Source organism: Saccharopolyspora sp. NPDC003752 (genome assembly GCF_053605825.1).
The window spans coordinates 213,744-236,547 of the sequence record NZ_JBSGJZ010000010.1 but is presented as its reverse complement, the minus strand read 5'-3'; the positions used below and the strand labels follow the sequence as shown (position 1 = coordinate 236,547).

12 protein-coding genes are annotated in these 22,804 nt (G+C 70.6%); 1 reads left to right on the top strand and 11 read right to left on the bottom strand.

Going from position 1 to position 22,804, the window contains the following annotated elements; translation table 11 throughout:
• Window positions 1–223: 223 nt before the first annotated feature.
• Together ACWEV3_RS16160 and ACWEV3_RS16155 are read right to left on the bottom strand one after the other, a co-directional pair.
• The gene (locus ACWEV3_RS16160) at window positions 224–958 is read right to left on the bottom strand and encodes a class I SAM-dependent methyltransferase (RefSeq protein ID WP_452614624.1); all 735 of its coding nucleotides are present in this window, start codon (window positions 956–958) and stop codon (window positions 224–226) included.
• Window positions 959–1,169: 211 nt separating this feature from the next.
• A complete protein-coding gene (locus ACWEV3_RS16155) occupies window positions 1,170–2,264 on the bottom strand; it encodes a saccharopine dehydrogenase NADP-binding domain-containing protein (RefSeq protein WP_452614623.1) in 1,095 nt (364 codons plus the stop codon).
• Window positions 2,265–2,335: 71 nt separating this feature from the next.
• Here ACWEV3_RS16155 and ACWEV3_RS16150 point away from each other — a divergent pair, with 71 nt between their 5' ends.
• The gene (locus ACWEV3_RS16150; RefSeq protein ID WP_452614622.1) at window positions 2,336–3,256 is read left to right on the top strand and encodes an NAD(P)/FAD-dependent oxidoreductase; all 921 of its coding nucleotides are present in this window, start codon (window positions 2,336–2,338) and stop codon (window positions 3,254–3,256) included.
• 57 nt (window positions 3,257–3,313) lie between these two features.
• On the opposite strand, the gene ACWEV3_RS16145 is transcribed toward ACWEV3_RS16150, so the two are convergent.
• From ACWEV3_RS16145 to ACWEV3_RS16105, 9 genes are all read right to left on the bottom strand, one after another.
• Entirely contained in the window at window positions 3,314–5,260 is a 1,947-nt protein-coding gene (locus ACWEV3_RS16145; RefSeq protein ID WP_452614621.1) for a condensation domain-containing protein, read from the bottom strand.
• Window positions 5,257–6,399 carry a class I SAM-dependent methyltransferase gene (locus ACWEV3_RS16140; protein ID WP_452614620.1) on the bottom strand — a complete coding sequence of 381 codons (1,143 nt, stop codon included), beginning with the start codon at window positions 6,397–6,399 and terminating at the stop codon, window positions 5,257–5,259. Before ACWEV3_RS16140 ends, ACWEV3_RS16145 begins: the two co-directional genes overlap by 4 nt.
• Complete coding sequence (locus tag ACWEV3_RS16135; RefSeq protein WP_452614619.1) at window positions 6,389–7,729, bottom strand: class I SAM-dependent methyltransferase; 1,341 nt, start codon at window positions 7,727–7,729, stop codon at window positions 6,389–6,391. The genes ACWEV3_RS16140 and ACWEV3_RS16135 overlap by 11 nt, the downstream gene beginning before the upstream one ends.
• Complete coding sequence (locus ACWEV3_RS16130) at window positions 7,719–9,101, bottom strand: ABC transporter ATP-binding protein (protein ID WP_452614618.1); 1,383 nt, start codon at window positions 9,099–9,101, stop codon at window positions 7,719–7,721. The genes ACWEV3_RS16135 and ACWEV3_RS16130 overlap by 11 nt, the downstream gene beginning before the upstream one ends.
• On the bottom strand, window positions 9,098–9,877 hold the full coding sequence (locus ACWEV3_RS16125) for an ABC transporter permease (RefSeq protein WP_452614617.1): 780 nt from the start codon (window positions 9,875–9,877) through the stop codon (window positions 9,098–9,100). Before ACWEV3_RS16125 ends, ACWEV3_RS16130 begins: the two co-directional genes overlap by 4 nt.
• The gene (locus ACWEV3_RS16120) at window positions 9,874–10,791 is read right to left on the bottom strand and encodes an ABC transporter permease (protein WP_452614616.1); all 918 of its coding nucleotides are present in this window, start codon (window positions 10,789–10,791) and stop codon (window positions 9,874–9,876) included. The genes ACWEV3_RS16125 and ACWEV3_RS16120 overlap by 4 nt, the downstream gene beginning before the upstream one ends.
• Window positions 10,788–12,293 (bottom strand): ABC transporter substrate-binding protein, encoded by a 1,506-nt coding sequence (locus ACWEV3_RS16115; RefSeq protein ID WP_452614615.1) that lies wholly within the window; start codon window positions 12,291–12,293, stop codon window positions 10,788–10,790. The genes ACWEV3_RS16120 and ACWEV3_RS16115 overlap by 4 nt, the downstream gene beginning before the upstream one ends.
• A gap of 75 nt (window positions 12,294–12,368) precedes the next feature.
• Entirely contained in the window at window positions 12,369–18,794 is a 6,426-nt protein-coding gene (locus ACWEV3_RS16110; RefSeq protein WP_452614614.1) for an SDR family NAD(P)-dependent oxidoreductase, read from the bottom strand.
• Window positions 18,791–22,642 carry a non-ribosomal peptide synthetase gene (locus ACWEV3_RS16105; RefSeq protein ID WP_452614613.1) on the bottom strand — a complete coding sequence of 1,284 codons (3,852 nt, stop codon included), beginning with the start codon at window positions 22,640–22,642 and terminating at the stop codon, window positions 18,791–18,793. Before ACWEV3_RS16105 ends, ACWEV3_RS16110 begins: the two co-directional genes overlap by 4 nt.
• Window positions 22,643–22,804 lie beyond the last annotated feature (162 nt).

Genomic DNA, 22,804 nt, shown 5'->3' with positions numbered 1-22,804 from the left:
CCACGGGGGTCGCGCTTTTGCGGAGGAGGAGTTCGACGGCGTTCAGGCGCGGTCATTCCACGACCACTCGGACAACGAGCACTTCTGGTACGACTTCCACGCCGTCGACTCCGTGGCCGATCAGGTTGCGGTCGGCTGCGGCCGGCGAAAGCCCAGGAATGCGCCGCCAACGCGGCGCGGTTCCACAACGGGGACCGGGGTGGGGTCCCATCTGCCCCGGTCATCAAGCCCGTACCCGGCCGATGGCGAACATGCCGAGCTCCGCCGGATCCAGGCGCTGCAGCCGCAGACCTTGTTGCGCGAGCTCGTCGCGCAGCAGCGGCTCGCTGACCAGATGCCAGGCGTAGCTCAGCTTGCGCTCGTCGACGACTTGCTCGTCCTGGTAGGTGCGATACGTCATGTGCCAGGTCAGCATCTCCTCCCCGGCGGGTTCTGCCCGCGCCCGGCACTCGTAGCGCCGGCGTCCGATGCGCCCGGATGCCGCCACCGCCTCCGGGACCTCGACCGGCTCGGTCGGGGGTTGGAGGTTGAGCACCGCCCGTCCGCCCGGTGCGAGGCGTTCGGCCAGCAGTCGCCAGATCTTCAGGCGTTCGGGTGGGGTGAAGTGGCCGATGACGTTCATCGCGACCACCAGGCTCAGCTGGCCGGGTAGGTCGGCGTCCAGGAAGCCCTCCGGCAACACCGTCACCCGCTCGCGCAGCGAGTCGTGCGCGTTCACCCTGGCCAACAGTGCCGAGCGCAGGCCGGAGGAGGGTTCCACGGCGAAGATCTCGGCGTCCGGCAGTGCTTCTGCGAGCACCAGGGTTCCGCTGCCGCTGCCTGCTCCGACGTCCACGACCGGGCCGGAGGTGGGATCGGTCGACCTGGCCGCTGCAGCCAGTGCGGGGCCGAGGGCATTCCAGAAGGGGCTGATCAGGATGTCGATGAACTCTGCCGACTCGGCGTACTGATCGATCATGGGACTCCTCAACTCACGTGTCGTGAGGCGGACGGGTTCCGGACCTTTGGTGTGTGGTCGGTTCTGGCGTGCTTGGCGCTGGAGACCGGGCGTCCAGCGCAGTCGGTCGCCAGCAGTGGTAGCTCGCTGTGGTTCGAGCAGTCGTCGCATGCGACGACGGTGAAGCCCGTTTGGGGCCGCTCTCGGTGCCGCCTCGCCCTTTCGCGTTCAATCATTCCTTCGGGGTTGCGGTCTGGCTGTCGGCGCTGCCATTCGGGTTCTGGATGGAAAGCGACTGGACGAGGGGGTCGAGGCGGAGCGCTTCGGCGATGTCGGCGGGATCCAGCACGCCGTCCGCGAAGTGCACTCCTGGGCTGATCTTCTCCCGGAGGACGGCGTCGGCGGTCAACGCCGCGACCACGCCGCTGAGCTGGTACGGGTCGCGAGTGCGCAACGTCAGCGACGGTGGCGCTCCGGTGTTGTTCGGGATGCGGGCGGTGAGCACGTAGTACGGGTCGCGCTCGTGCAGGTCCGATTTCGCCGCCTGAGTCAGCAGCTCGATGTAGTCGTCCCGGAACTCGGGGTCGTCTGCCCATGCCATCGCCAAGGTCATCGGAATGGCCTCGGAGGCGTAGGCCGTGTAGAAGCGCAGTTCGTCGAGGCTGAGATCCGCTGCTAGTCGGGCGCTTTCGGTTGGCAGGAACGGCATTGCGTCGACGGGCTCGGGGAAGCCGGTCGGCTGGACCGAGCGCTGCGGGGTCAGGCTTCGCGCGACTACGGCCCCATCTCGCCATCGGGCCAGCGATTCCCCGAAGTCGGGGCCCTGGGCGAGGAGGATGTCCGCGGCCGATGCCGGTGTCATGCGCACGGCGCCGCCGACATGGATGTCCAGTCGATCTCCAGCGCTGGCGATGAGTCGAGGGAGCAGTCCGGTCAGGCCTGGCATCACTCCTGCGGAGAAGACCGCTGCGTGGTCGCCGAACGTCGGGCCGAGCGCGCGGAGGGCGGGGATGTCTCCGGCGACGTCGACGTAGTGCGCGCTCGCGTTCAGTGCCGCCCGGGCCACGGTGTCGAGGATGCGGTACGACGGGCCGGCGCAGTTCAGGACGAGGTGCGTACCGGAGCAGAACCCCTGGAGGCTATCCGGTTCATCGATGTCTACATAGGACGTTTCGATTCCCGGTAGGTCGCCGAGCAGTGCCGTGCCTCGCGACGGATTGCGCCCGCCGACGCGGATCCGGTTGTAGCCGTGCGCGATGAGTCGGCGGACCGCTGTGGTGCCGACTTCGCCGTAGCCGCCGAGCACGGCGATGAGTCGATCGGCCATCGTGCCCCTTCCGTAGACTGCTCATTGCAACGATAATCGTTTCCATTAGTTTCGGGCTAGAGGGAGCAACCGTGTTCGATGTGATCGTGATCGGCGGTGGGCCGGCGGGGCTCAGCGCCGCGCTCGTGCTGGGGCGGCAGCGCCGCCGGGTGCTGATCGCCGATGGCGGCCAGGTGCGCAACGCGCCTGCGGACGAGATGCACATGTACCTGAGCAGGGACGGGTTCTCGCCGCACGAGCTGCTGTCGCTGGGGCGCGCCGAGCTGGCCGCCTACTCCGGTGTCGAGGTGCGGGCTGCGCAGGTCGCCTCGGTTTCCGGCGGCATCGACGACTTCACCGTCGAATTCGCCGACGGAAGCCGGGAACGTGCGCGGCGTCTGATCCTGGCGACCGGGCAGGTGGACGAGCCCTACGACATCCCGGGCGTGCCGGAGCGCTTCGGCCGCAGCATCTTCCACTGCCCCTTCTGCCACGGTTGGGAGGCCACCGGGAAAACCCTGGCGGTGCTCGGCCGCGACGTCCCGCAGGTGATGCTGGGCCTGTACTTGGCCGATCGCTACAGCGACGACGTGGTCGTGGTGACCCATGGAGCGCACGAGTTGCCGGACGAGGTGATCGCCAAGCTCGCGGCGCGCGGTGTCGAGGTGCGCACCGAGCCGCTGGCGAAGGTGACCGGTGAACTCGACGCGCTCCAGCTGCACTTCGCCGACGGATCGGTGCTGGAGCGGCAGGCCATGTTCCACCGTGCGCCGACCCGGCAGCGCGCACCGTTCGCCGCGGATCTCGGTTGCGCGATCCTGGAGGACGGCTGCGTTCAGGTCGATGAGCTGCAGGCGACCACGGTTCCAGGTGTGTTCGCGGCCGGAGATATGGCCCGCGTTCCTGCGGTTCCGGACGCGCTGACCCTGGTCAGCCAAGCCGCTGCGGACGGTGTTCGAGCGGCCGTTTGGCTGGAGCAGGGCCTTTTCCGCGCCATTCTGGCAGACTCCTGACGTCGTGAGTGCGCAAGCGGGCGGCACCCGCTTGCGCACTCACGACCGCCGGTCCCGTCAGCGTTCGGGTGAGGCCAGCGCGGCGAGCCCGGAGATCGTCGGGGCTTCGAGGAAGTCCCGGACCGCTACCGCGATTCCCTTGTCCCGGGCGAGTTTTCCGAGGACCCGGACCGCGAGCAGGGAATCGCCGCCGAGGGCGAAGAAGTCGGCCGCGCGGTCGACCTCGCTGATGGCCAGCATTTCCTCCCACACCTCGGCGATGGTGCGTTCCAGGTCGGTTCGCGGTGCACCACCTTCTTCGGTTCGGTCCTGGCGTGCATACCGGCCGACGCGCAGCTCCTCGGATTCCGGTGCGTCCGCCGCCGCGGGGAGCGCCACGGGGTCGTTCCAGCTGCCGGGCTCGGCGAGCGTGCGGGCGATGCCGGTCAGCTCGCGGAACATCGCGTCCACGGCGACGGCATCGAAGAGCTCGTCGACCAGGGAGAACACCAGGTACATCTCGTCGCGCAGCTCGAACATCCGCACTTCCAGCGCGACCTGCGGGGTGCGCAGCTGCTGGTGGTGGTCGGCCATGTCGATGCGGCCCAGCGGGCCGGCGGTGTCGGGCACGCGTTCGCCCATGGCCGCGTCCATCCCGAGCGTGCTCTGGAAGACGATGGGCGCGACGGGGCGGTGCGTGCCGCGGCGGCGCCCCAGTTCGCGGGATACCTCGACGCCGCTGATCAGGTTGTGCGCCGCCGATTCGCTGAACCGGCGCTGGTTGTCGGCGGCCAGTTCGGCGAAGGTGGCGTCTTCGGCCAGCTCCACCGGGATCAGCATCGTCGAGGCGAACGCGCCGACGATCCGGTGCACGTCGGGGTGCAGCGGCAAGCGGTTGAGCTGCAACGAGTTCAGCAGCATGCGGCGGTGGCCGGCCTGGCGGGCCAGCACGATCGCGTAGGCGGTGAACATCGCCGCCGACGGCGTCACCCCGTGCGCGGTGCACTGCTGGCGGAACGCCGCCCAGGTTTCGGCATCCACGGTGGTCTGGCGGGTGCCCATCAGCTCGGGCCGCACTTCGCGCGGATCGGAGACCAGCGGCAGGGCGGGCGGCAGTGGGAACTCGTCGAGGCGGTCGAACCACCAGTCGCGGTCGGCTTCCCAGGCGTCGGTGTCGGGCAGCGTGGCTACCGAGGTGACGTAGTCGCCGTAGTCGACTTCCAGCGGGGGCAGCATCGCGTTCCAGTCGGCCACCAGGGCGAACAGGTCGCGGTAGAAGACGTTCGACGACCAGCCGTCGATGATCAGCAGGCTGACCGCGTTGTGCAGGCGGGCGCGGTCGCCGGGCAGCAGCGTCAGCCGCATCGTCATACCGGGGCCGTGCGCGGGGTCGGGGCCGTTGGTGCTCATCTGCGATCGGATGGCGGCCACCGTGGTGTTGGCTTCGTCTTCGGATGCGTCGCGGAGATCGATCACGTCGACGGTGGGTACGGCGTCGGGGTCGTCGGCGGGCAGGATGCGCTGCCGGCCGTCGGGAAGGACGCGGGCGCGCAGCGTGGGTTGGTGCTGCACGAGTCGGCGCAGCGCGTCCTGGAGGGCTTCGGGAGCCTCGTCGGGGTCGACGTCGGTGAGGCCGATGTCGACGTAGTGGTGCGCCGATTCGTAGGACAGCTCCCAGCCGTCCTGCTGCCCGACGAAGTAGCCCTGCTGCAACGGCAGCAGCGGGAACGGCGCGCTCGGGTCGGGGCGCCGGGTCACCTCCACTGGCAGCGCCCGGCCGCTGGACGCTCCGGCGCTGCGGCGGGCCACCAGGTCGGCCAGTTCGGCGAGGGTGATCTCCACCCGGACGTCGGAGAGGGCGAGCGCCACGCCGAGCTTGCGGCGGACCAGGGCGGACATTCGCACGGCGAGCACCGAGTCGCCGCCGAGGTTGAGGAAGCTCGAATCCGCAGGGATCTCGTCCAGGCCGAGCAGTTCGGACCAGATCTCGGTCAGCACGGTGCTGGTGTCGGGTTCGATGGTCATGGTCGCTCCAGTTCGTCGGTTCGGGCGGCGAAGATGTGCTGGCCGAGGGCGGCGAGCGGATGGTTCGGGTAGGGCAGGTCGAGCAGCGGGGCGAAACCGGCAGCGGTCAGCTCGGCCAGCCACTCGTCGCGGGTCAGGAAGATGCGGTCGGTACCGGCCCGGATGTCGGTGGCGCCGGGGTGCGGCTCGCCCTCGCGCGGCGACATCAGGAACTGCATGGATGTCATGGCCTGGTAGTGCTCCCGGCACGACTCGATGATCACGAGCAGCCCACCGGGCACGAGCAGGTCCTGCAACCGTGCCAGCGCGTGTCCGATGTGGACCGAGTTGTGCAGGACGTTCGCGGCCAGCATGACATCGGCAGACCCCGGCTGTGCGGCGGCGGGGGCGTTGATGTCGAGGATGCCGTAGCGGAGCCGGTCGCCGAATCTCCGCCGCCCGGCGTCCAGGAAGAACTGGGATACGTCGGTGAACAGGTAGTCCACGGCGTGGCCCGTGAGCGCGGGCACCACGGCGGCGGTGGTCCCGCCGACTCCGGCTCCGAGCTCCAGCACGCGGAGCGGGTCGCGGGCGCGGCGGCATTCCGCGCGCAGCAGTTCGACCGCTGCCGCGTTGAGGTAGCGGTTGATGACGTTGTCCCGGTAGGCGCCTTCGGCTGTTGCGAGTTCCCCGTCGGGGAACAGGAGCGTCTGCACGGCAACCTCGTCCCGGAGCAGGCGGGGGAGTTGCTCCATCGCGGTCCGGAAGAACTGGGCCATCTCCGCGGGATACCCCAGGGAATTTGCGGCTTGGTCCGCGAGCGCGGCGGCGTCGGCGGCTTCGGAACGCGGCACGGTGCGCAGATCGTGCACGAACCCCGTGGTCTCGTCGCGTTGCAGCAGGCCCTCGTCGTGCAGAGCGGTGAGCCAGCGACGGAGGATCCAGCGATGTCGCGGTGCGACGCGCAGCCGGTCGGCGATCTGGTCCCAGCGGTGGCGGACACCGGGGCGGAACAGGCCGTTGCGGCCGAGGGTGCGGGCCATGCCGAGCAGGGCGGTGTGGTCGAGCTGCCGCATGAAGCCGGGCAGAGCGGCCGTGTCGACCTCGTGGATCGCGGCCGCGGCGGATCGTGCGACCTGGTCCGGAACTTCAGCGGCCATCTCGACCTCCCGGCTCGACCGAGATCGGCACCGGCGGGTGGCCTCCACGTCGCAGTTCGCGCCGGGCGACCTCGGTCAGCCGTCGGCGGACGAATCCGTTCAGCGGCTCGTGCGCCGCACCTGGGCCTGCGATTTCCCGCACCGGCCGGGTCGCCAACGCGGCGGGGACGATGACTTCCAGCAGCAGCGGGTCGGTGGGGTCCAAGCAGATGACGGCGTCCAGGTCGCCGATGGAGTGGTGCAGTTCGGCGGCGGTGGCACCCGAATCCGGGGTGAGCAGCCGGTTGGGGATCTCCGCGACTCGCACCGGCGAACCGTCGAGTCGGGCGCGCAGGGCGCCGATCCGATCGTGGGAGGGGAGGTCCGGCCAGCAGAGCACGGTGGGTGCCGCGGCCGGGGTGGTGGGCTCGACGTGGAGCACCGCGTCGAAGCGGTAGCGGGTCAGTTCGGTGTCGGCGTGCATGGTCTTGGCGAAGGTGGCGATTGTGACCTCGCGGCGCGTCTCGGCGGCAAGCGCCGCCAGCAGCGCCGGGTTGAAGAGCAGTTCCTCGTCGCGGTCCGCCCGCTCGCGCAGCTCCGCCTCGCTGGCTGCGGCGTCGAGCCAGCGGTGGTGTTCGCGCAGCAGGTCGGCGTGGCGGACATCGCCGATGATCACGGTCCCACCGGGTGCGACCACGTCGATCGCGTCGTGCACGACCGCACGGAGGTATTCCACGTTGGGGAAGCACTGCGTCACGGAGTTCAGCAGTACGCAGTCCGGCCGGGCACGGCGAAATGAGGCCGCGATGGCATCGCGTACCCGAGGGCTGCTTGCCTCGTGCGCCGCGGCCTGCAGGAACACGGCGTTGTCGGGCGCTGATGCGGACAGCTTGGCGATGGCGTCGGCGGCGACATCGGTGCCGAGGTAGGCGTCGATGTGCGGATGCAGGCGGTGCATGAGCATGCCTGTGCCGCAACCGAGCTCGAGCACCCGGCGGGGCTTGTTGCGCAGGACGAGTTCGACGGTGTGGCGCAGCCAGTCCTCCATGTGCTCCACGGAGAAGGGCTCGCCGGTGTCCGATGCCCGCCAGCCGGACAGGTCCAGGTCGTCGGCATGCCGGCCTGACGCCTGGGTGTAGGTCCAGTCGTAGACCTCGCTCCACTGGTCGAGGTGTTCGGTGAGCAGGGCACCTGGCGTCGGCCGGACGGCTAGCGCCGCACGGGCGGGCATGAGCCGCACCATCCCGCCGTCGACTTCGGCCGCGGCGATCCACGGGTGGGCGCTGAGGTGCTCGGCCGCCTGCCACAGCGAGGCTGCGTCGTCGGTGAGCCTGGGGTCATCACCGGGCACGGGATTCCTCCGATCTGTCGGTACTTTCGGGGAGCAGGTCGCGCCGGTGCAGCCGGAGTGTGCGGTCGGCCCGGTCGGCGATCGTCCGGTCGTGCGTGACCAGCAGGACGGCGAGGCCACCGGAACGCAGCCGGTCGAGGAGATCGAGCACGTCGTGGGCCGTAGCTTCGTCGAGTGCGGAGGTGATCTCGTCGGCCAGCAGCACGTCGGGCTCGGCGGCGAGCGCTCGCGCGAGGGAGACGCGTTGGCGTTGCCCTCCGGAAAGCTCACGGGGAAGCCGTTTCGCGGCGCCGTCGAGTCCCACCATGCGCAGGAGTTCGTCGGCGCGCTCCCGCGCCGCAGCGGGAGGAACACCGAGCAGCACCTGTGTGGTGCGGGCGATTGCGTTGCCGACGCGGTGCGCGGGGTTGAGGGTGCTCGCGGGGTCTTGGGCGACGAACTGCACGGCGCGCAGTTGCGAGTGAGTCCGGTGCTCGACCTTGGCCGGGAGAGAGCCGCTCCGCCACCGCAGTTCACCCGCATCGGCTTCGTGCAAACCGGCGAACGTCCGCAGCATCGAGCTCTTCCCACAACCGGACGGACCCAGTACGGCGACCAGTTCGTGCTCGCGGAGTTCGACGGAGCCGTCCTGGAGCAACGGCGTGCCGCCCTGCGAGATCGCTAGGCCCGATGCCGAGAACACCGCAGCGGCCGGTGTCAGGTTCGTCCGCTTCGGGGCGGTAGTCCTCGCGTGCCCGAGTGACACGACGCGATCGCTCACCGTCGCCACGAAGTCCCGGTCGTGGGAGACGAGCAGCGTCACCGAACGCCCGTCGCCGCGCCGTTTCGAGATCGCCCGCACGACCAGTTCGAGGGCTTCGGGATCCAGCCCGGTAGTCGGTTCGTCGAGCACCAACAAGGCCGGATCGCCCGCCAGCGCGCGGGCGAGCGCGACGCGTTGCGCCTGGCCGCCGGAGAGCTGGCGCGGGCGCCGCCGCCACAGCTCGGCGCTGTCGAGCCCGAGGTCGTCGAGCGTGCGCCGGGCCACCTGCACGTCGGGTGCGCCTTCGGCGACCAGTGAATGCACGCGCTGCAAGGGGTTCAGCGCCGCAGCAGGATCTTGACCGACGATCCGCGCAGTCCGGTGGCGCCAGCGCCGGGCGGCCCGCCCAGGCGGAATCGTCCCCCCGGCCCAGCGCACCGCGCCGTCGATCCGGCGCAACTGGGGCGGCAGAGCATCCAGCAATGCGCGCAGGAAGGTGGATTTCCCACTGCCCGACGGCCCGGTCACTGCGACGACCTCCCCGGCGGCAGCACGCAGCGAGATGTTCGAGATCACGGCGCGTCCCCGCCGGTCGAGCACGGTCATGCCGTCGATTTCCAGACCGCTCACGTCGGCCTCCTGCCGAGCATCGACGCCGCGCCCGCGACGCCCGCCGTGAGCACGGCCAGGGCGACGGCAGGGGCGATCACGCCCGCCGGGTTGAGGCCGGAGCCTGGCAGGTTCTCGCGGATCATCGAGGCCCAGTCGGCGGCCGGTGGCTGGGCACCGAAGCCGAGCAGGTTCAACGCGGCCGCGATCTGCACCGCGACCACGAACCGCATGCCCACATCGGCCCCGATCAGGCCGGCCATCGAGGGCAGGACCTCGCGGACCAGCAGCACCGCGCCGCGTTCTCCGCGGCAGCGAGCCGTCTCGACGTATCCGGAGTTGCGGGCCAGCCGGGTGGCGTCCTGGACCACTCGCAGGGTCAGCGGAGCGCCGCCGCAGATGGTCGCGGCCACCACCGCAGCGTCGCCGGGCAGCGAAACGGCCAGCACCAGGGCGACGAGCAGCAGCGGCATCGCCAGCAGCACGTCGGCGAGCGCGGTCAGCAGCCGGGACCGCAGGCCATCGGTCCAGCCGGCGAGCAGACCTCCGGCCGTACCGAGCGATGTGGCCATCAGCGCGGCGAGCAGGGAGGTCAGGACGAGGTGGCGGCCTCCCGCCAACACCCGGGACAGCACGTCCCGGCCGAGTCCGTCGGTGCCCAGCAAGGCCGTTCCGTCCGGGGAGGTGTGCGGAGAGCCGATGATCTCGGTCGGGAGGTGGGGCGCGAACAGCCCGCCCAGGACGGCCGCGCCCACGGCGGCGACGGCAAGGCTGCAGGCCGTGGTCGTGCGCTTCATGCGGTGCCACCCCGCACCACGTCGGCTAGCCACAGTCCGGCGAGCACGACCGCCGCGCTGAGCAACGCCACGGCCTGCACCGTCGGCACGTCCCGGTTGGCGACCGAGCTGACGAGCAGCTCGCCGAGGCCGTTGTAGCCGAACACCGTCTCGACCACCGTGGTGGCCGCGATCAAACCGCCGCAGATGACGGCGAGCACGCGCAGCAGCGGTGCGATCAAGAGCGGGAGGACGTGCCGGACCGCGACGCGCCAGCGCGGCACCCCGCGCAGGACGGCGTCCTCGACGTGCGGGAGCCGCCGCACGTCGGCCACGGCTCCGGCGAGCAGGCCTGCGCCGAAGGCCGCTGCGGGGAGAGCCAGCGACAGCGTTGGTAGCACGAGCAGTTCGGGGCGCTGCCACGGCGACTGCCCGATGGGGAGCAGTGACACTCTCGGAAGCCAGTGCAGGAGACCGGAGAGCAGGGCGACCAGTGCCCCGGCGACCACGACCTGCGGGACAGCGGCGGCAGCGGCGATCACGCTGCTGGCCGGAGAACCCAGGCGGGCCGAGCCGGCCACCCATGCCGCCAGCAGCATCAGCGGTACGGCGATGAGCAGGGCGGCGGCGGTGAGCGCGAGTGTCGCGGGCAGTCGTTCCGCGACCAGGACAGAGACCGGCCGGTCGTTGATCAGCGACCGGCCGGCATCACCGTGCAGGAAACCGCTGAGCCAGCGGCCGAAGCGCTGCCAGGCCGGGTCGTCGAGCCCGGCCTGCTCGCGCAGCAGGTTCAGCTCGGCCTCGCCGGCCCGGCCGCGGGTCCTGGCCTGCACCGCGTCGCCGGGCAGAAGCTCGGTCGCGGCGAAGACCAGCACCGCGACCGTGAACAGCACCAGCGCGCTGCGCGCGGTCGAGCGGATCAACACCGGGATCACGCGGCGTTGACCCAGACCTGGTCGATGAACAACCGCTGGAACCCCGGCCCGGTGGGCAATCCCGCCACCTGCGGCCGTGCCAGGTCGAGCCCGTCACCGGCGCCCCACACCAGGTAGCCGCCTTCGTCGCGGACCTGCTGCTGCAACCGGCCGAGTTGGGCGCTGCGCGCGGCCTCGTCCGCGGTCGCCAGCGCCGCATCGAAGCCGAGGTCCCAGTCGGGCCGGTGCCATGCGGTCTCGTTCGTGGGCGCGGTCGACAGCAGTGCCACGCGCGCGACGTCGAGGAACGGGATCCCGCCGAGGTAGCTGACGTAGAAGTCGGCCTGCGAGTAGACCTGGGTCCAGTACGTGTCCTGCGGTTCCACCTGCACGCGGATCCGGATGCCGACGGCCTGGAGCTGGTCGGCGAGCAGCGTCGCGGTGGTGTCCATGCCCGGGTAGGCGGTGGTGGTGCGCAGCGTGAGATCCAGGCCGCCTGCGTGTCCCGCTTCGGCGAGCAGCTGTCGCGCTCGGTCGAGGTCGCGCTGGCGCTGCGGTGGTGCCGGTGCGGTCGGGTCGGCGGGGGTGAGCAGGTCGTTGCCGACCACGCCTTGGCCGAGGAAGACGGTGTCCACCAGTTGCTTTCGATCCACTGCGAGCTTGATCGCTTCGCGGACTCGGGGATCGTCGAACGGTGCCCGGTCCATCCGCATCACCACCGGATACACCGTGACCGCGGGCCGGTGCACGACCTGAAGACCGTCCTGTTCGAACTGCCTCGCGGCCGCCGGGTTCACGCTGCCGGCGACGTCGGCCTGCCCGGCGGCGACCGCGTCGGCCCTTGCCTGCGGATCGGCAATCGCGCGGATCTCGATGCGCCGCAACGGCGGGCGCGGCCCCCACCACCGGTCGTTGCGTTCCAGCACGGCGCTGGCGGCATCGCCGCCGACCATCCGGAACGGGCCGGACCCCACCACCGGGTTGCTGAAGTCGGTGCTGCCCTCGGGCACGACGAAGGTCGCCGACTCCAGCGCCCTGCCGACCTCGGCGAAAGGCTTGCGCGTCACCAGATTCAGGGTGTGGTCATCGACCGCGGTGGACGCCGCGAGGTCGAACATGGCCATCCGGCCGTAGTTCTCGGCGGCCTTGTCCTGCATCCGACGCAGCGAGAACAGCACGTCCGCCGCCCGCACGGGTCGCCCGTCGGCGAAGGACGCATCCGGCCGCAGCGCGAGCGTCCAGCGGGTCTGCGTCGGGTCCGGCGTCCAGGAGGTGGCCAGTCGGGGCTGGGTGTCGCCGTCGGTACCAGGCACGGTGAGCACGTCGTAGAGCAGCGCGAAGCGCATGGCGTCGGACTCGTTGCCGAGGCCGCCGTGCGGGTCGTTGCTGGCGGCGGCGGGAGCGCCGACTGCCGCGTAGCGGAGTGTGTCGGTGCTCGTGCCTGGCGTGCTGCTGGCGGCGCAGCCGGTGGCTACCAGGGCGGCTGCCAGGGCTGCGCTGAGGACGAACTGTCGTCGTTGCATCGAGGTCCTTCGTCGGTTCAGGCCCGTGCGCTTCCCAGGCGGTCATGGCCGCCCGGGAAGCGCACGGGTGGTGGATCAGTGATCCAGCGCCGTTTTCAGCGCTTCGTTGATGGCCGCGGCGACCTGCGTGATCGCGGGTGGTTGCAGCAGCGAGTAGTGGTGGGCGTCGACGCCGACCACGTCCAGCGGTCCGGCCAGGTGACGGCCCCAACCCAGGTCCGCCAGACCGGGTGGGGTGTCATCGACACCCATGCCCACACCGGAGTTGCGCGGTGCCGGGCGATCGGCGCGGACCAGCAATGTTCTGGTGTTCTCGTCGTCGAGCGGACCGGGTTCGTGGTCGGCCAGCGCCCGCAGGTGCCGGGCGAAGACCGCGATCCGCCGCCGGGATCTGTCGCGGCGGCCGAGCAGCCGTGCGGATCGCAGCCTTTGGTCGATCTCGTCCCAGCGCCGGTCGGGCGGGAGCTGTCGGACCGCCTCGATGACTGCCGAGGTGTTCAGGTCGGGTCCTGCGTCGAGGTCGGTGCCGACGAACCCCTCCAGCGCACCGAGGAAACGCCAGACGATGGCCAGTTCCACCTCGTCCGGATCGCCGTCGATGTGCGTGATGTAGCTCGGATCGTTGGAGTCGAGCAGCACCAGCAACTCGGTCCGCTCACCGAGAGCGCGGAGCTGGCGGGCCATTTCCTGCGCGAGGTCACCGCCCATGGACCAGCCGCCGAGCAGGTACGGGCCGTGTTCCTGCGATCGGCGGACCACGTCGAGGAAGCGCGCGGCCATCCCAGGGATGTCGGTGGCGCCGCGGCCGTCGACCAGTTCCGGATCGGTCAGCGCGACGACGTCCACACGGTCGTCGAGCTGCCGGGCCAGCTCGGCGTAGCAGACGACGTCACCGCCTGATGGATGCATCAGGTACAACGTGTGCTGCCCACCGCTTGGCCGGACCGGCAACGCGATGTCCTCGTCGGCGACGTCTGAGCTGTCCCATGTGGACGGATCGGTGGCGAGGCGTTTGACACGTTGGACGTAGTCGGCGAATGCCCGGTCGAGCTGATCCGGCGGCAGGACAGGTTCCAGGGCATCCCACTGCAGCAACAGTCGCCCGCCCTGCTCCAGCGCTTGGTGGTCCAGCAGCGTCTGCGGGGTCTGGCTTAGCGCGGCGACCTGCGTGCCGACCCATTCGGGATCGTGTTCCGCGCCGATGACGTCTTCGAGGCCCAGCGCGCTGGTGAACACCACTGGCACCGAGACCCGGTGGCCGCGCCGCGACGACTGCTCGGCCAGCACTTCGAGACCGGAGAAGTCCCGGTGGTCCAGGTCCGCGAACAGCACGCCCTGCGCGGCCCGGGCCCGTTCCAGGAACGAGGCGGGCGGGGAGTGGTCCACCGCGTGCAGCACGAGTGAGGTGAAGTCACCGACCACATCGGACACCTGAGGGTGGATGTCAGGGCGGTCGAACAGCGTCAACATGATCGCGAACCGATCGCTGCCCGACCAGGCCGCGAGCGTCTCGGCGTAGGCGGCGAGCAGCACGGCCGTGGGCGTCACCCGCCGTCGAGCAGCTGTGGCCTGCAATGCGGCCCAGGCGTCGGGATCCAGTGCCGCGGCCCGCCGGACGAATCGCGTCGGCGCGTCGGGTTCGCGCACGGGCAGCGCGGGCCCGCCCGGCAGCGAGTCGAGCTTGTCGCGCCAGTAGGCGGCTGCCTGCTCACCGCGCTCGGTGCGGCGGCGTTGCTCCAGCGCCGCCACACACGCGGCGAAGTCGATCCCGATGTCCGGCAACGGCTGGCCCGGTGCCAGGTAGAAGTGCCGCAGCTCGCGGTCGATGATCCACCAGCTCGCCGCGTCGCAGATCAGCACGTCAACGCCGATGAACAACCGAACTCGACCACCGGGCAGCCGCGCGGCCTGGATCTGCACCAGCGGCCACCGATCAGTCGGCCCAGGTTGCCGGCTGATGCGCTCCCGCAGCCGCTCCAGCCGCTCCGCACGCCGCTCCTCCGGCAACGACGTCAGGTCGTGCACCCGGATGCGGTAGGCGGGCACGTCGTCGAGCACCTTCGCCCGCCCCTGCGGGGTGATGATGGTCCGCAGCATGGGGTGGCGGGCCAACACCTGGTGCCACGCCCGTTCGTACCTGTCGATGGCGAGGTTTTCGCAGTCGTACTCCAGGTAGAAGTGGCAGGGCACGTCGCCCCACTCGTAGCCGCCATCGCGGCCGACCCAGTAGGCGTGCTGCACCCGCGTCAGCGGGAACGTCCCGTCCGAAGCCACGGCCGAAGCTGCCGGGGCGCGTTCGGGCGGTGCGGGTTCGGCTGCGGTAATGCGGGCCGCGAGCGCGGCGACGGTCGGCTGGGCCAGCAAGTCGCGCAGCCGCAGATCGACGCCGAAGCGCTCCCGCACCGCGGCCAGCATCCGCGTCGCGAGCAAGGAATGCCCGCCGAGCAGGAAGAAGTCCGCGTCGGCCGAGGTCACGGGCGAGCCGAACAACTCGCTCCACAGCTCGGCGACGACCCGTTCGGCGGGATCCGCCAAGCTCCCCGGCGCCTCGGCGCGATCGAGGAAAGCGGCCTGCGCCATGCGGTCGGCCAGCCCGGTGGCAGCGATCGCGACTACCGGTGGCGTGGTGCCGTGGAGGATCCGGTCCAGCGCCGCCATTCCGGTCTCGGCGTCCAACGCGTGGTCCAGCACGACGGTGCGGTCGCTGCCCAGCGGGCCGACCCGCCACCCATCCCACACCGCGCTGACCCAACGGGTCGAGTCGTCGCGGGCGGACATCGCCAGGGCGTTGAGGAAGCCGTTGGCCGCTGCGTACGCGCCCATGCCGATGCCGCCGACCAACGTGGTCACCGACGACATCAACAACACCGTGCGGGGCCGCAGCCGGGGCGGGAGCTCGTCGATCGCCGAGCGCAGCGCGAGCGCGCCGCCCGCCTTGGCGGTGATGTGCGCGGCGACGAGTTCGGCGGTGGTCTCCCGCAGCGGGGTCGCGTCGGTGGTCGAGGCGACGCCCGCTGCATGGATCACGACATCGAGGCGCCCCTGCTGAGACAGCTCGCGCAGAAGTGCTGTCGTGCCGGCGACATCTGCCGCATCGAGCTCGCGAACCTCCACTTCGGCGCCGGTTTCGGTGAGCCGTCGGATGGCTTGGAGCCGTTGTTCGGCCGTGCTGCCGGGCTCGGGGTGGGCCGGCAGGCCGGTGCGTGAGGTGATGACGACGCGGTACCCGTTACGGGCGAGGTGCTGGGCGATGGTCAGCCCGACATCACCCAGCCCGCCGGTGATCAGCGCGAGACCGCCGGATGGTGGTGTGCTCCCGGCCTTGGGGCGCCACGGAACGATCGTCCGCTGCCACCGGGAGTCGCCGCGCACCGCGATTTCCCAGCCCGAAGACCGTTCCGCCGTGCTGAGGTCGGCGATCTCCGCCACGACGGCTGCGGCATCATCCGAGCCGGCCGGGAGATCGATCGTCCGCCACCGCAAGCCGCGCAGCTCCTGCCCCAGGATTCGGGGGAGCACTCGCAGCGCACTGTGGGCGGTGCCGGGTAGGTCTCGGCTGTGCTCGCCACCTCTGGTGATCTGGAGCAGCAGTGGTGGGGACGGTTCCAGGTCGGCGAGAGTGCGGGACAGTTCGGCGTGGCGGAGGATTCCGGTCGTGATGTCCTCGCTGTCGCTGGCGAACAGGAGCACACCGGCGACCGGTTCGGAGCCGGTCGGCTCGCCGGGGGAAACGCAGCGCGCACCGTGCGCCGTCAACTCCCGCTGGACGGCAGCGGCTAAAGCGTCGTCGGGGTGGGCGGCAACAATCCAGCGCCCAGGCAACGAGGTTGGTCGATCCAGCGGCAGGAGTTGTTGCCAGCGCGGGATTTGCAGCGGCTCGGCGGCATCGGGCTCGTCTTCGGCGCGGACCTGCCGGGGCTGCGGAGGCTCGATCCACAACCGCCGCCGCTGGAAGGCGTAACCCGGCGCGGCGATGCGGCGACGCGGTTGGACGTGCTGAGCGGCGAAGTCGATGTCGCGCCCGTGCGCCCACAGTTGGCCGACGGCATCGCGGACGGAGACCGCTTCGTCGGGTTCCTCCGCGGTGAACGTCGTCAACACGGTGTGCAGTGCGGGAAGTCCGTTGCTCCGGGCGAGGCCGACGAGCGCGCTGCCCGGTCCGACCTGCACCACGACGGCCGGGGCGTCGCCGTCGACGGCAGTGCGCAACGCATCGGAGAACCGCACGGTGTCCCGAAGCTGACGCACCCAATGCTCGGCCGTGCTCAACTCCGCGTCCACGTGAGTGCCGGTGACGGTCGTGACCATCGGCACCGACAGCGACCGCGGTTGCAAGGCATTCGCAGCCGCCCGGAGCGCGGGAATCGCGGGCTCGACCAGCCGTGAGTGCAACGCGGCATCGACCCGGAGCAACGCGGACCGCTTGTCGTCGCCCAGGCTGGCGGCGAGTGCTTCGACGGCGCGTCGTGGTCCGGAAACAACGCATGAATCGGGTGCGTTGACCGCCGCGAGGTCGACGTCGGGGTGGTTCGCGAGCAGCCTGGCCACATCGGTTTCCGGGAGCTGAATGGCGAGCATGCTCCCGCCGCCGGCGGCACGGGATGCCCCGGTGCACCGGACCGCGACGAGCCGCGCAGCATCCGGCAGCGAGAGCCCACCGGCCACCACAGCGGCGGTGTACTCACCGAGGCTGTGACCGAGCACGACGTCCGGGCGCACGTTCCAGGAGTCCAGCAGCCGAGCGGCCGCCAACGACACCGCGAACAACGCGGGAAGGCCGTAGGCGGCGTCGCGGACGCGTTGCTCCGCGGCCTCGCCGATCACGGCCTCGCGAATGTCGGTTCCCAGCAAGGGGCGCAGCAGTTCAGCGCATTCGTCGACGCAGTCCCGGAACACCGGCTCCTCCGCGTAGAGCCGCGAACCCATGCCCGGGTACTGGTTTCCGGCGCCGGGGAAGGAGAACACCACGCGCGGTGGCGTGGAAAGGGCCTGGACGGCGGTTCCGCTCGGCGAAGCGGCCGCGATGTGCCCAGCGCGCACGGCGGTGGCCACGCGGTAGGGGAGTGCCGGCCGCCCGGATTGCAGGGTGTGGGCGAGGTCCGCCACATCCGCGAGCTCGGCTTCGGCGATGGCCGTTGCGGTCTGCTCGGCCGCTACGCGGCTGTGTGCGGACGCAGTCAGGATCTGCGGCCGGGAATCCGATTGCGCCGCGGGGCGGCTCGGCGCAGGGCCCAGCACGACGTGGCAGTTCGTGCCGCCGATGCCGAACGAGCTGACCCCGGCCAATCCCGGCCCCTGCCACTGCTTGGTCTCGGTGACGACCTCGAACGGCGAACCATCCAACCGCAGCAGGTCGTTGAGCGGTTCGGCGTGCAGCGACGCGGGCAGAACCCCGTGCTGGACCGCCAACGTCGTCTTGATGAACGAGGCGATTCCCGCAGCGGTGTTGGCGTGCCCGATGTTGCTCTTCACCGACCCCAGCCCGCACCAGGCCGGGCCTGAGTCGCCGAAGATCCGCCGCAACGCGGCGGTTTCGACCGGATCGCCCAGCCGCGTGGCGGTTCCGTGAGCCTCGACGTAGCCCACCTGCCGGGGATCGATACCGGCGATCGCCTGCGCCTCGGCGATCACCCGCGCCTGCCCGCGCAACGACGGCGCGGTGAATCCGGCCTTGTCGGCACCGTCGTTGTTGACCGCGGAGCCGTGCAGAACCGCCAGCAGCGGATCACCGTCGGCCAGTGCGTCTTCCAGCCGTCGCAGCACGACAGCCCCGACCCCTTGCGAGTAGACGATGCCGCTGCCTTCGGCGGAGAAGGGACGCACTGTGCCATCAGCGGAATAGATCCCCTCGGCCACGTGCAGATACCCGTGCCCTTGCGGGACGATCAGCGACACGCCGCCCGCGACGGCGGTATCGCATTCCTCGTTGAGCAGCGACTGCGCGGCGGTGTGCACCGCGACCAGCGACGTCGAGCACGTCGTGTTCACCGCGATGGCCGGACCGGTCAAGTTCAGCCGGTAGGCCACCTGCAGCGGCAGGTAGTCGGCGTGTGTGGCCATCGCGGTTTGCAGGCTGCCCACCGGATCCGCGCCGCCACCGGTCGGGCTCCACCGGTCGGCGAGGTTGCTGGCCAGGTAGGAACTGTGCGCGGCCCCGGCGAAAACCCCGACCGAGCCGGCACCCAGCCCGCAGCCGTGCCCGGCCTGCTCCAGCGCCTGCCAGGCCGTTTCCAGGAAGAGCCGCTGCTGGGGGTCGAGCAGGGCGGCCTCGGCATCGGTGAGGCCGAACGGCTCGGGGTCGAACAGGTCCTGCCCGTCGATCAGCCCGCCGACGGGCACGTAGTCCGGGCGGTTGCGCAGTCGCGACGGAACTCCTCGGGCCGCCAGCTCCGCTTCGGTGAAGCGGGTGAGCCCTTCGCGGCCGGCGACGAGCATGTCCCAGAACGCTGCGGCATCCGGTGCTCCGGGGAAGCGGCAGGCCAGGCCCGTGACGGCGATCATCGGGCCAACTCCGCGGCGTGCGCGCGGGCGGCGCGGCGGCCCGCAGCAGGCGAGGCGGACCGAGCGGGGGCCGGTTCCGTTCGCTGTGCGATCACCGCGGCCAGGTCGCGGACCGTGGGATTGGCCAGGAAGTCGACCACCGTGAGGTCCGGGTCGAGTTCCGCGCTGAGCCGGCGTTGGGCTTGCACCAGGGTGAGCGACGTGGCACCCAGCTGGAAGAACTGCGTTGTGGTGTCCACTTCGGACTTCAAGAGGTCGCCGAACACCTTCTGGATGGCCGCCTCGATCTCCGCCACCTGCTTCGACGGTGGTGCCGGAGGTGGCGGTGTGGCGGCCGTGGCAGTCGGCGACGGGTTCACCGCCGGGGGTGCGGCGGAACCCGCGTCGCGGCTGAAGGTGAGCTCGATGAGGGCCCCGTCCCGCAACCGCTCGGTCGTGCGCAGGCCGGCGGCCGCGGCGGCCGACAGCAGCTGCTTGCCGCCTTCCCCTGCCGCGGACAGCGCCTCCGCCAGTGACAACGTGCCTGGGGAGAAGGTGATCGCGACATCGAGGCCGCGGGCGGTAGCGTCGTTGAGCGCCGCGTCGAACCCGAACGCGACACCCCGTTCGACGGGCCGGTCGGCTTCGAGCTCGGGCCGCGGATCGGCCACAGCAGGAGCCTCGGCGGGCGCATCAGCGGCATCGTTCGCGGCGGCTCGTCGGTACGGGTTCTCCAACGCCTTGTAATCGATCTTCCCATTGGCCGTGACCGGGAATTCATCCATCGTGACGAAACGGGTGGGCACCATGTACTCCGGAACGTTCTCGCGCAAGCGCCGGCGCATGTCCTCGTCGGTCATCTCGGCGTCGGCGTGCCGGACGACGTAAGCCACCAGACGGGGCCGGTCGTCGGGGCCCGGCACCGACAGCGCCACCGATTTGCGGATCCCGGGCAGCCGGTCCAGCACGGATTCGACTTCGCCGAGTTCGATGCGATGTCCCCGGATCTTGACCTGCCGGTCCAGCCGTCCGAGGAACTCGATCGTCCCGTCGTGACGCCAGCGCCCCATGTCCCCGGTGCGGTAGAGCCGCAGGCCCAGCTGAGGGTGGGTGATGAACCGCTCCGCGGTCTGCTTCGGATCCCCGACGTAGCCGCGCGCAAGGCCACCGCCGCCGATGTGCAGTTCACCGGGCTCGCCGACCGGCTGCGGGCGGCCGTGCTCGTCGAGGATGTGGAACAGCTGCCCCCGCAGCGCGCGGCCGTAGGGAATGCTGCGCCACCCGGGCTCCACGTCGCCGATGGGATGGCAGATCGACCAGATCGACGCCTCTGTCGCGCCACCGAGGCTGACGATCTGCGCGTTCGGGGCGAGCGCGCGCACCCGGTCCGGCAGCGTGACCGGGATCCAGTCCGCGGACAGGAACACCAACCGCAGCGGCGCGAACGCTTCCCGGGCCAGCTCGGGGTCGACCTCGGCGTACTCCACCAGCATTTCCATCAACGCCGGAGCGGTGTTCCACAACGTCACCCGGTGCTGGCGCATCAGCTCCAGCCAATGGCCCGGGTCGCGCTGCCGCTCGGCGTCGGGAACCACCAGAGCCCCGCCGACCCCGAGCACGGCGAAGATGTCGTGCACGGACAGGTCGAAGCTGAACGCCGACAGCGCCAGCATCCGGTCCTCAGCGCCGATCGGGAAGCGGTCGACGAGGTCGTCGATCGTGGTGCGAGCGGCCCGGTGCTCGATCGCGACGCCCTTGGGGCGTCCGGTCGAACCGGACGTGAAGATGACGTATGCCAGGTCGTCTGGTTCCGGCCGCCGCAGCGCCGGCGCTTTCGCTGCTTCATCGAGGAGCGCGCCGTTTTCCGGTAAGCGATGCACCGTGACGTCTTCGGGCCATTCCACCAGTGCGTCGGGGCCTACCACGGCGTGCCGGATGCCGGCCTGGGCGCAGGCGGAGGCGATGCGGTTCGCCGGCCACGACGGCTCGACCGGCACATAGCCCGCACCGGTGGCGCATACCCCGAGGATCGTGGTGATCTGCGCCGCGCTTTTCTCGACCGCGACCGCGACGAGATCGCCCGGACCGACACCGGCTGCCGCTAGAACAGCAGCCGTCTGCGCGGCGTTCGACGAAATTTCCTTGTGGCTGAACGAATTCTCGGCATCCAGGAGAGCCGGCTCGTCCGGACATCGTTCGGCGGCCGCTCGCAGCGGATCGTCGAGCAGCGAGCCGACCGGGCCGAACGGTGCGCACTCCAGCTTTTCGGGCGGCAGGAACGACGGGTCCCAGCCGAGAGTGGTGTCGGTCCAGACAGCGGGACCCTGGGCGAGCCGGCGCAGCAGGCGGGTGTGGGCGTCGAGCATGCCGCTGACGAAGCCTTCGGGGAAGGCACCGTCGACGGAGTCCCAACACAGTTTCAGGGCGCCGCTTTCGGCGTAGACGATGTGGTCCAGCAACACCTGCGGGGTCTGCGAAATGCCGAAGACCTCTGCGCCGAGCCACCCGGCCGGGTCTCCTTCCCCATCGGACAGTCCCAGCCCGCTGGTGAAGACCACAGGGTACTTCGGTGTCGTCGTGGGCTCCCCGGCGGAGTGCTGCGCCTCCATACCGGACACCGACCGGTGGTCCAGGTCGGCCCAGAACTGCCGGTTCGCGCGCGTCGCGTAATCGGCGAAACCCCTCCACTGCGCGGGATCCAGCTGGGGCATCGTGACGAGCACGGTCGAGGTGAAGTCGCCGACCAGCGACTTCAGTTCGGGGTCGTCGGGCCGGTCGAACAGCGTGGTGTTCAGGCAGAACGGCTCGGTGGCGCCCCAGCGAGCCAGGGTGAGCCCGAATGCCGCGAGCAGCACCCCGGTCGGGCTGAGACCGTGATCGGCCGCACTCGCGCGCAGCGCCTCCCATTCCGCCGGCGCCAACGTCGTCGACGCCCTGCTGAACCGGTGGTTGCGCACCTGGTCGACGTCGCACGTCAACGGCAAGACCGGGCCGGGCGGAAGTGACGGGACACGCTCGGCCCAGTAAGCGCGATCGCGCTCCCGGCGCCGCTGCTCGTCAGGGTCGGACTCCCGCTTGCGGACCACATCGGCGAAAGTCGTGCGCGGTGTGGGCAGCTCTGCCGACGGATCCTCGACCAACGTGCCCCACTCGGCCAGCAGCTGCATCCACCCGGCCAGGTCCAGCGCGAGCACGTCGATCCCCATGCACAGCCGCGTCCGGCCATCGGGCAGCAGGATCGCCTGGATGTCGAACAACGGCCAGCGGTCGGCCGGGCGCACTTGGTGCGACCAGGCGTGCCGCAACTCGGCGGCGGTGCGTTCGGCGGCCGCAGGGTCGACGCCCCGCAGATCGGTGATCGGAATCTCGTAGCGCGGCACCGAGTCCAGCACGCGCTGCCGGGCGTCTTCGCCCACGACCATGCGCAGCATCGGATGCCGCCGAACCAGCACGTTCCACGCCGAGCTCAGGCGGTCCAGATCGGATTCCGGGTCTGCGGCCGGAATCCGGTCGTACTCCCGGTAGAAGAACGTCGCCACCCCGCCCAGCGGGAACGCCGAGTCGCGGCCGACCCAGTAGGCCGACTGAATCGGGGTGAGCGGGAACGACCCGGTGGCCTCGCCGGGCTCGACCACGCCGTCGGCGATCGAGCGAACCGTTGCCGTGCCGAGGAAAGCGGTGAGCGGGAGATCGAGATCGAGCTCCTCGCGAAGGCGGCGGCGCAGCCGCACCGCGGTGAACGACTCCAGGCCCAGCTCGACGAGGGGCGTGTCGGTCTCGATCGTGCTGGTTGGCACGTCCATCACCTCGGCGAGGGCCGCGGCAACGGCATCGAGGTCGACCGACTGTCCCGTCGGGGTCGCGCTCATGGTCCTCCTTCGGAGATCAGGCGAGGTCGGTTTCTGATCACAGAGCGTCAGCGCACTAGACAAGAAAACGACAATCGTTTTCAATTATGCTCCGAACGATCGCGACCGTGTCAAGGGAGAACACGTACGGTGACAGTCGGTGACGCCAAGTCGATCAACCAA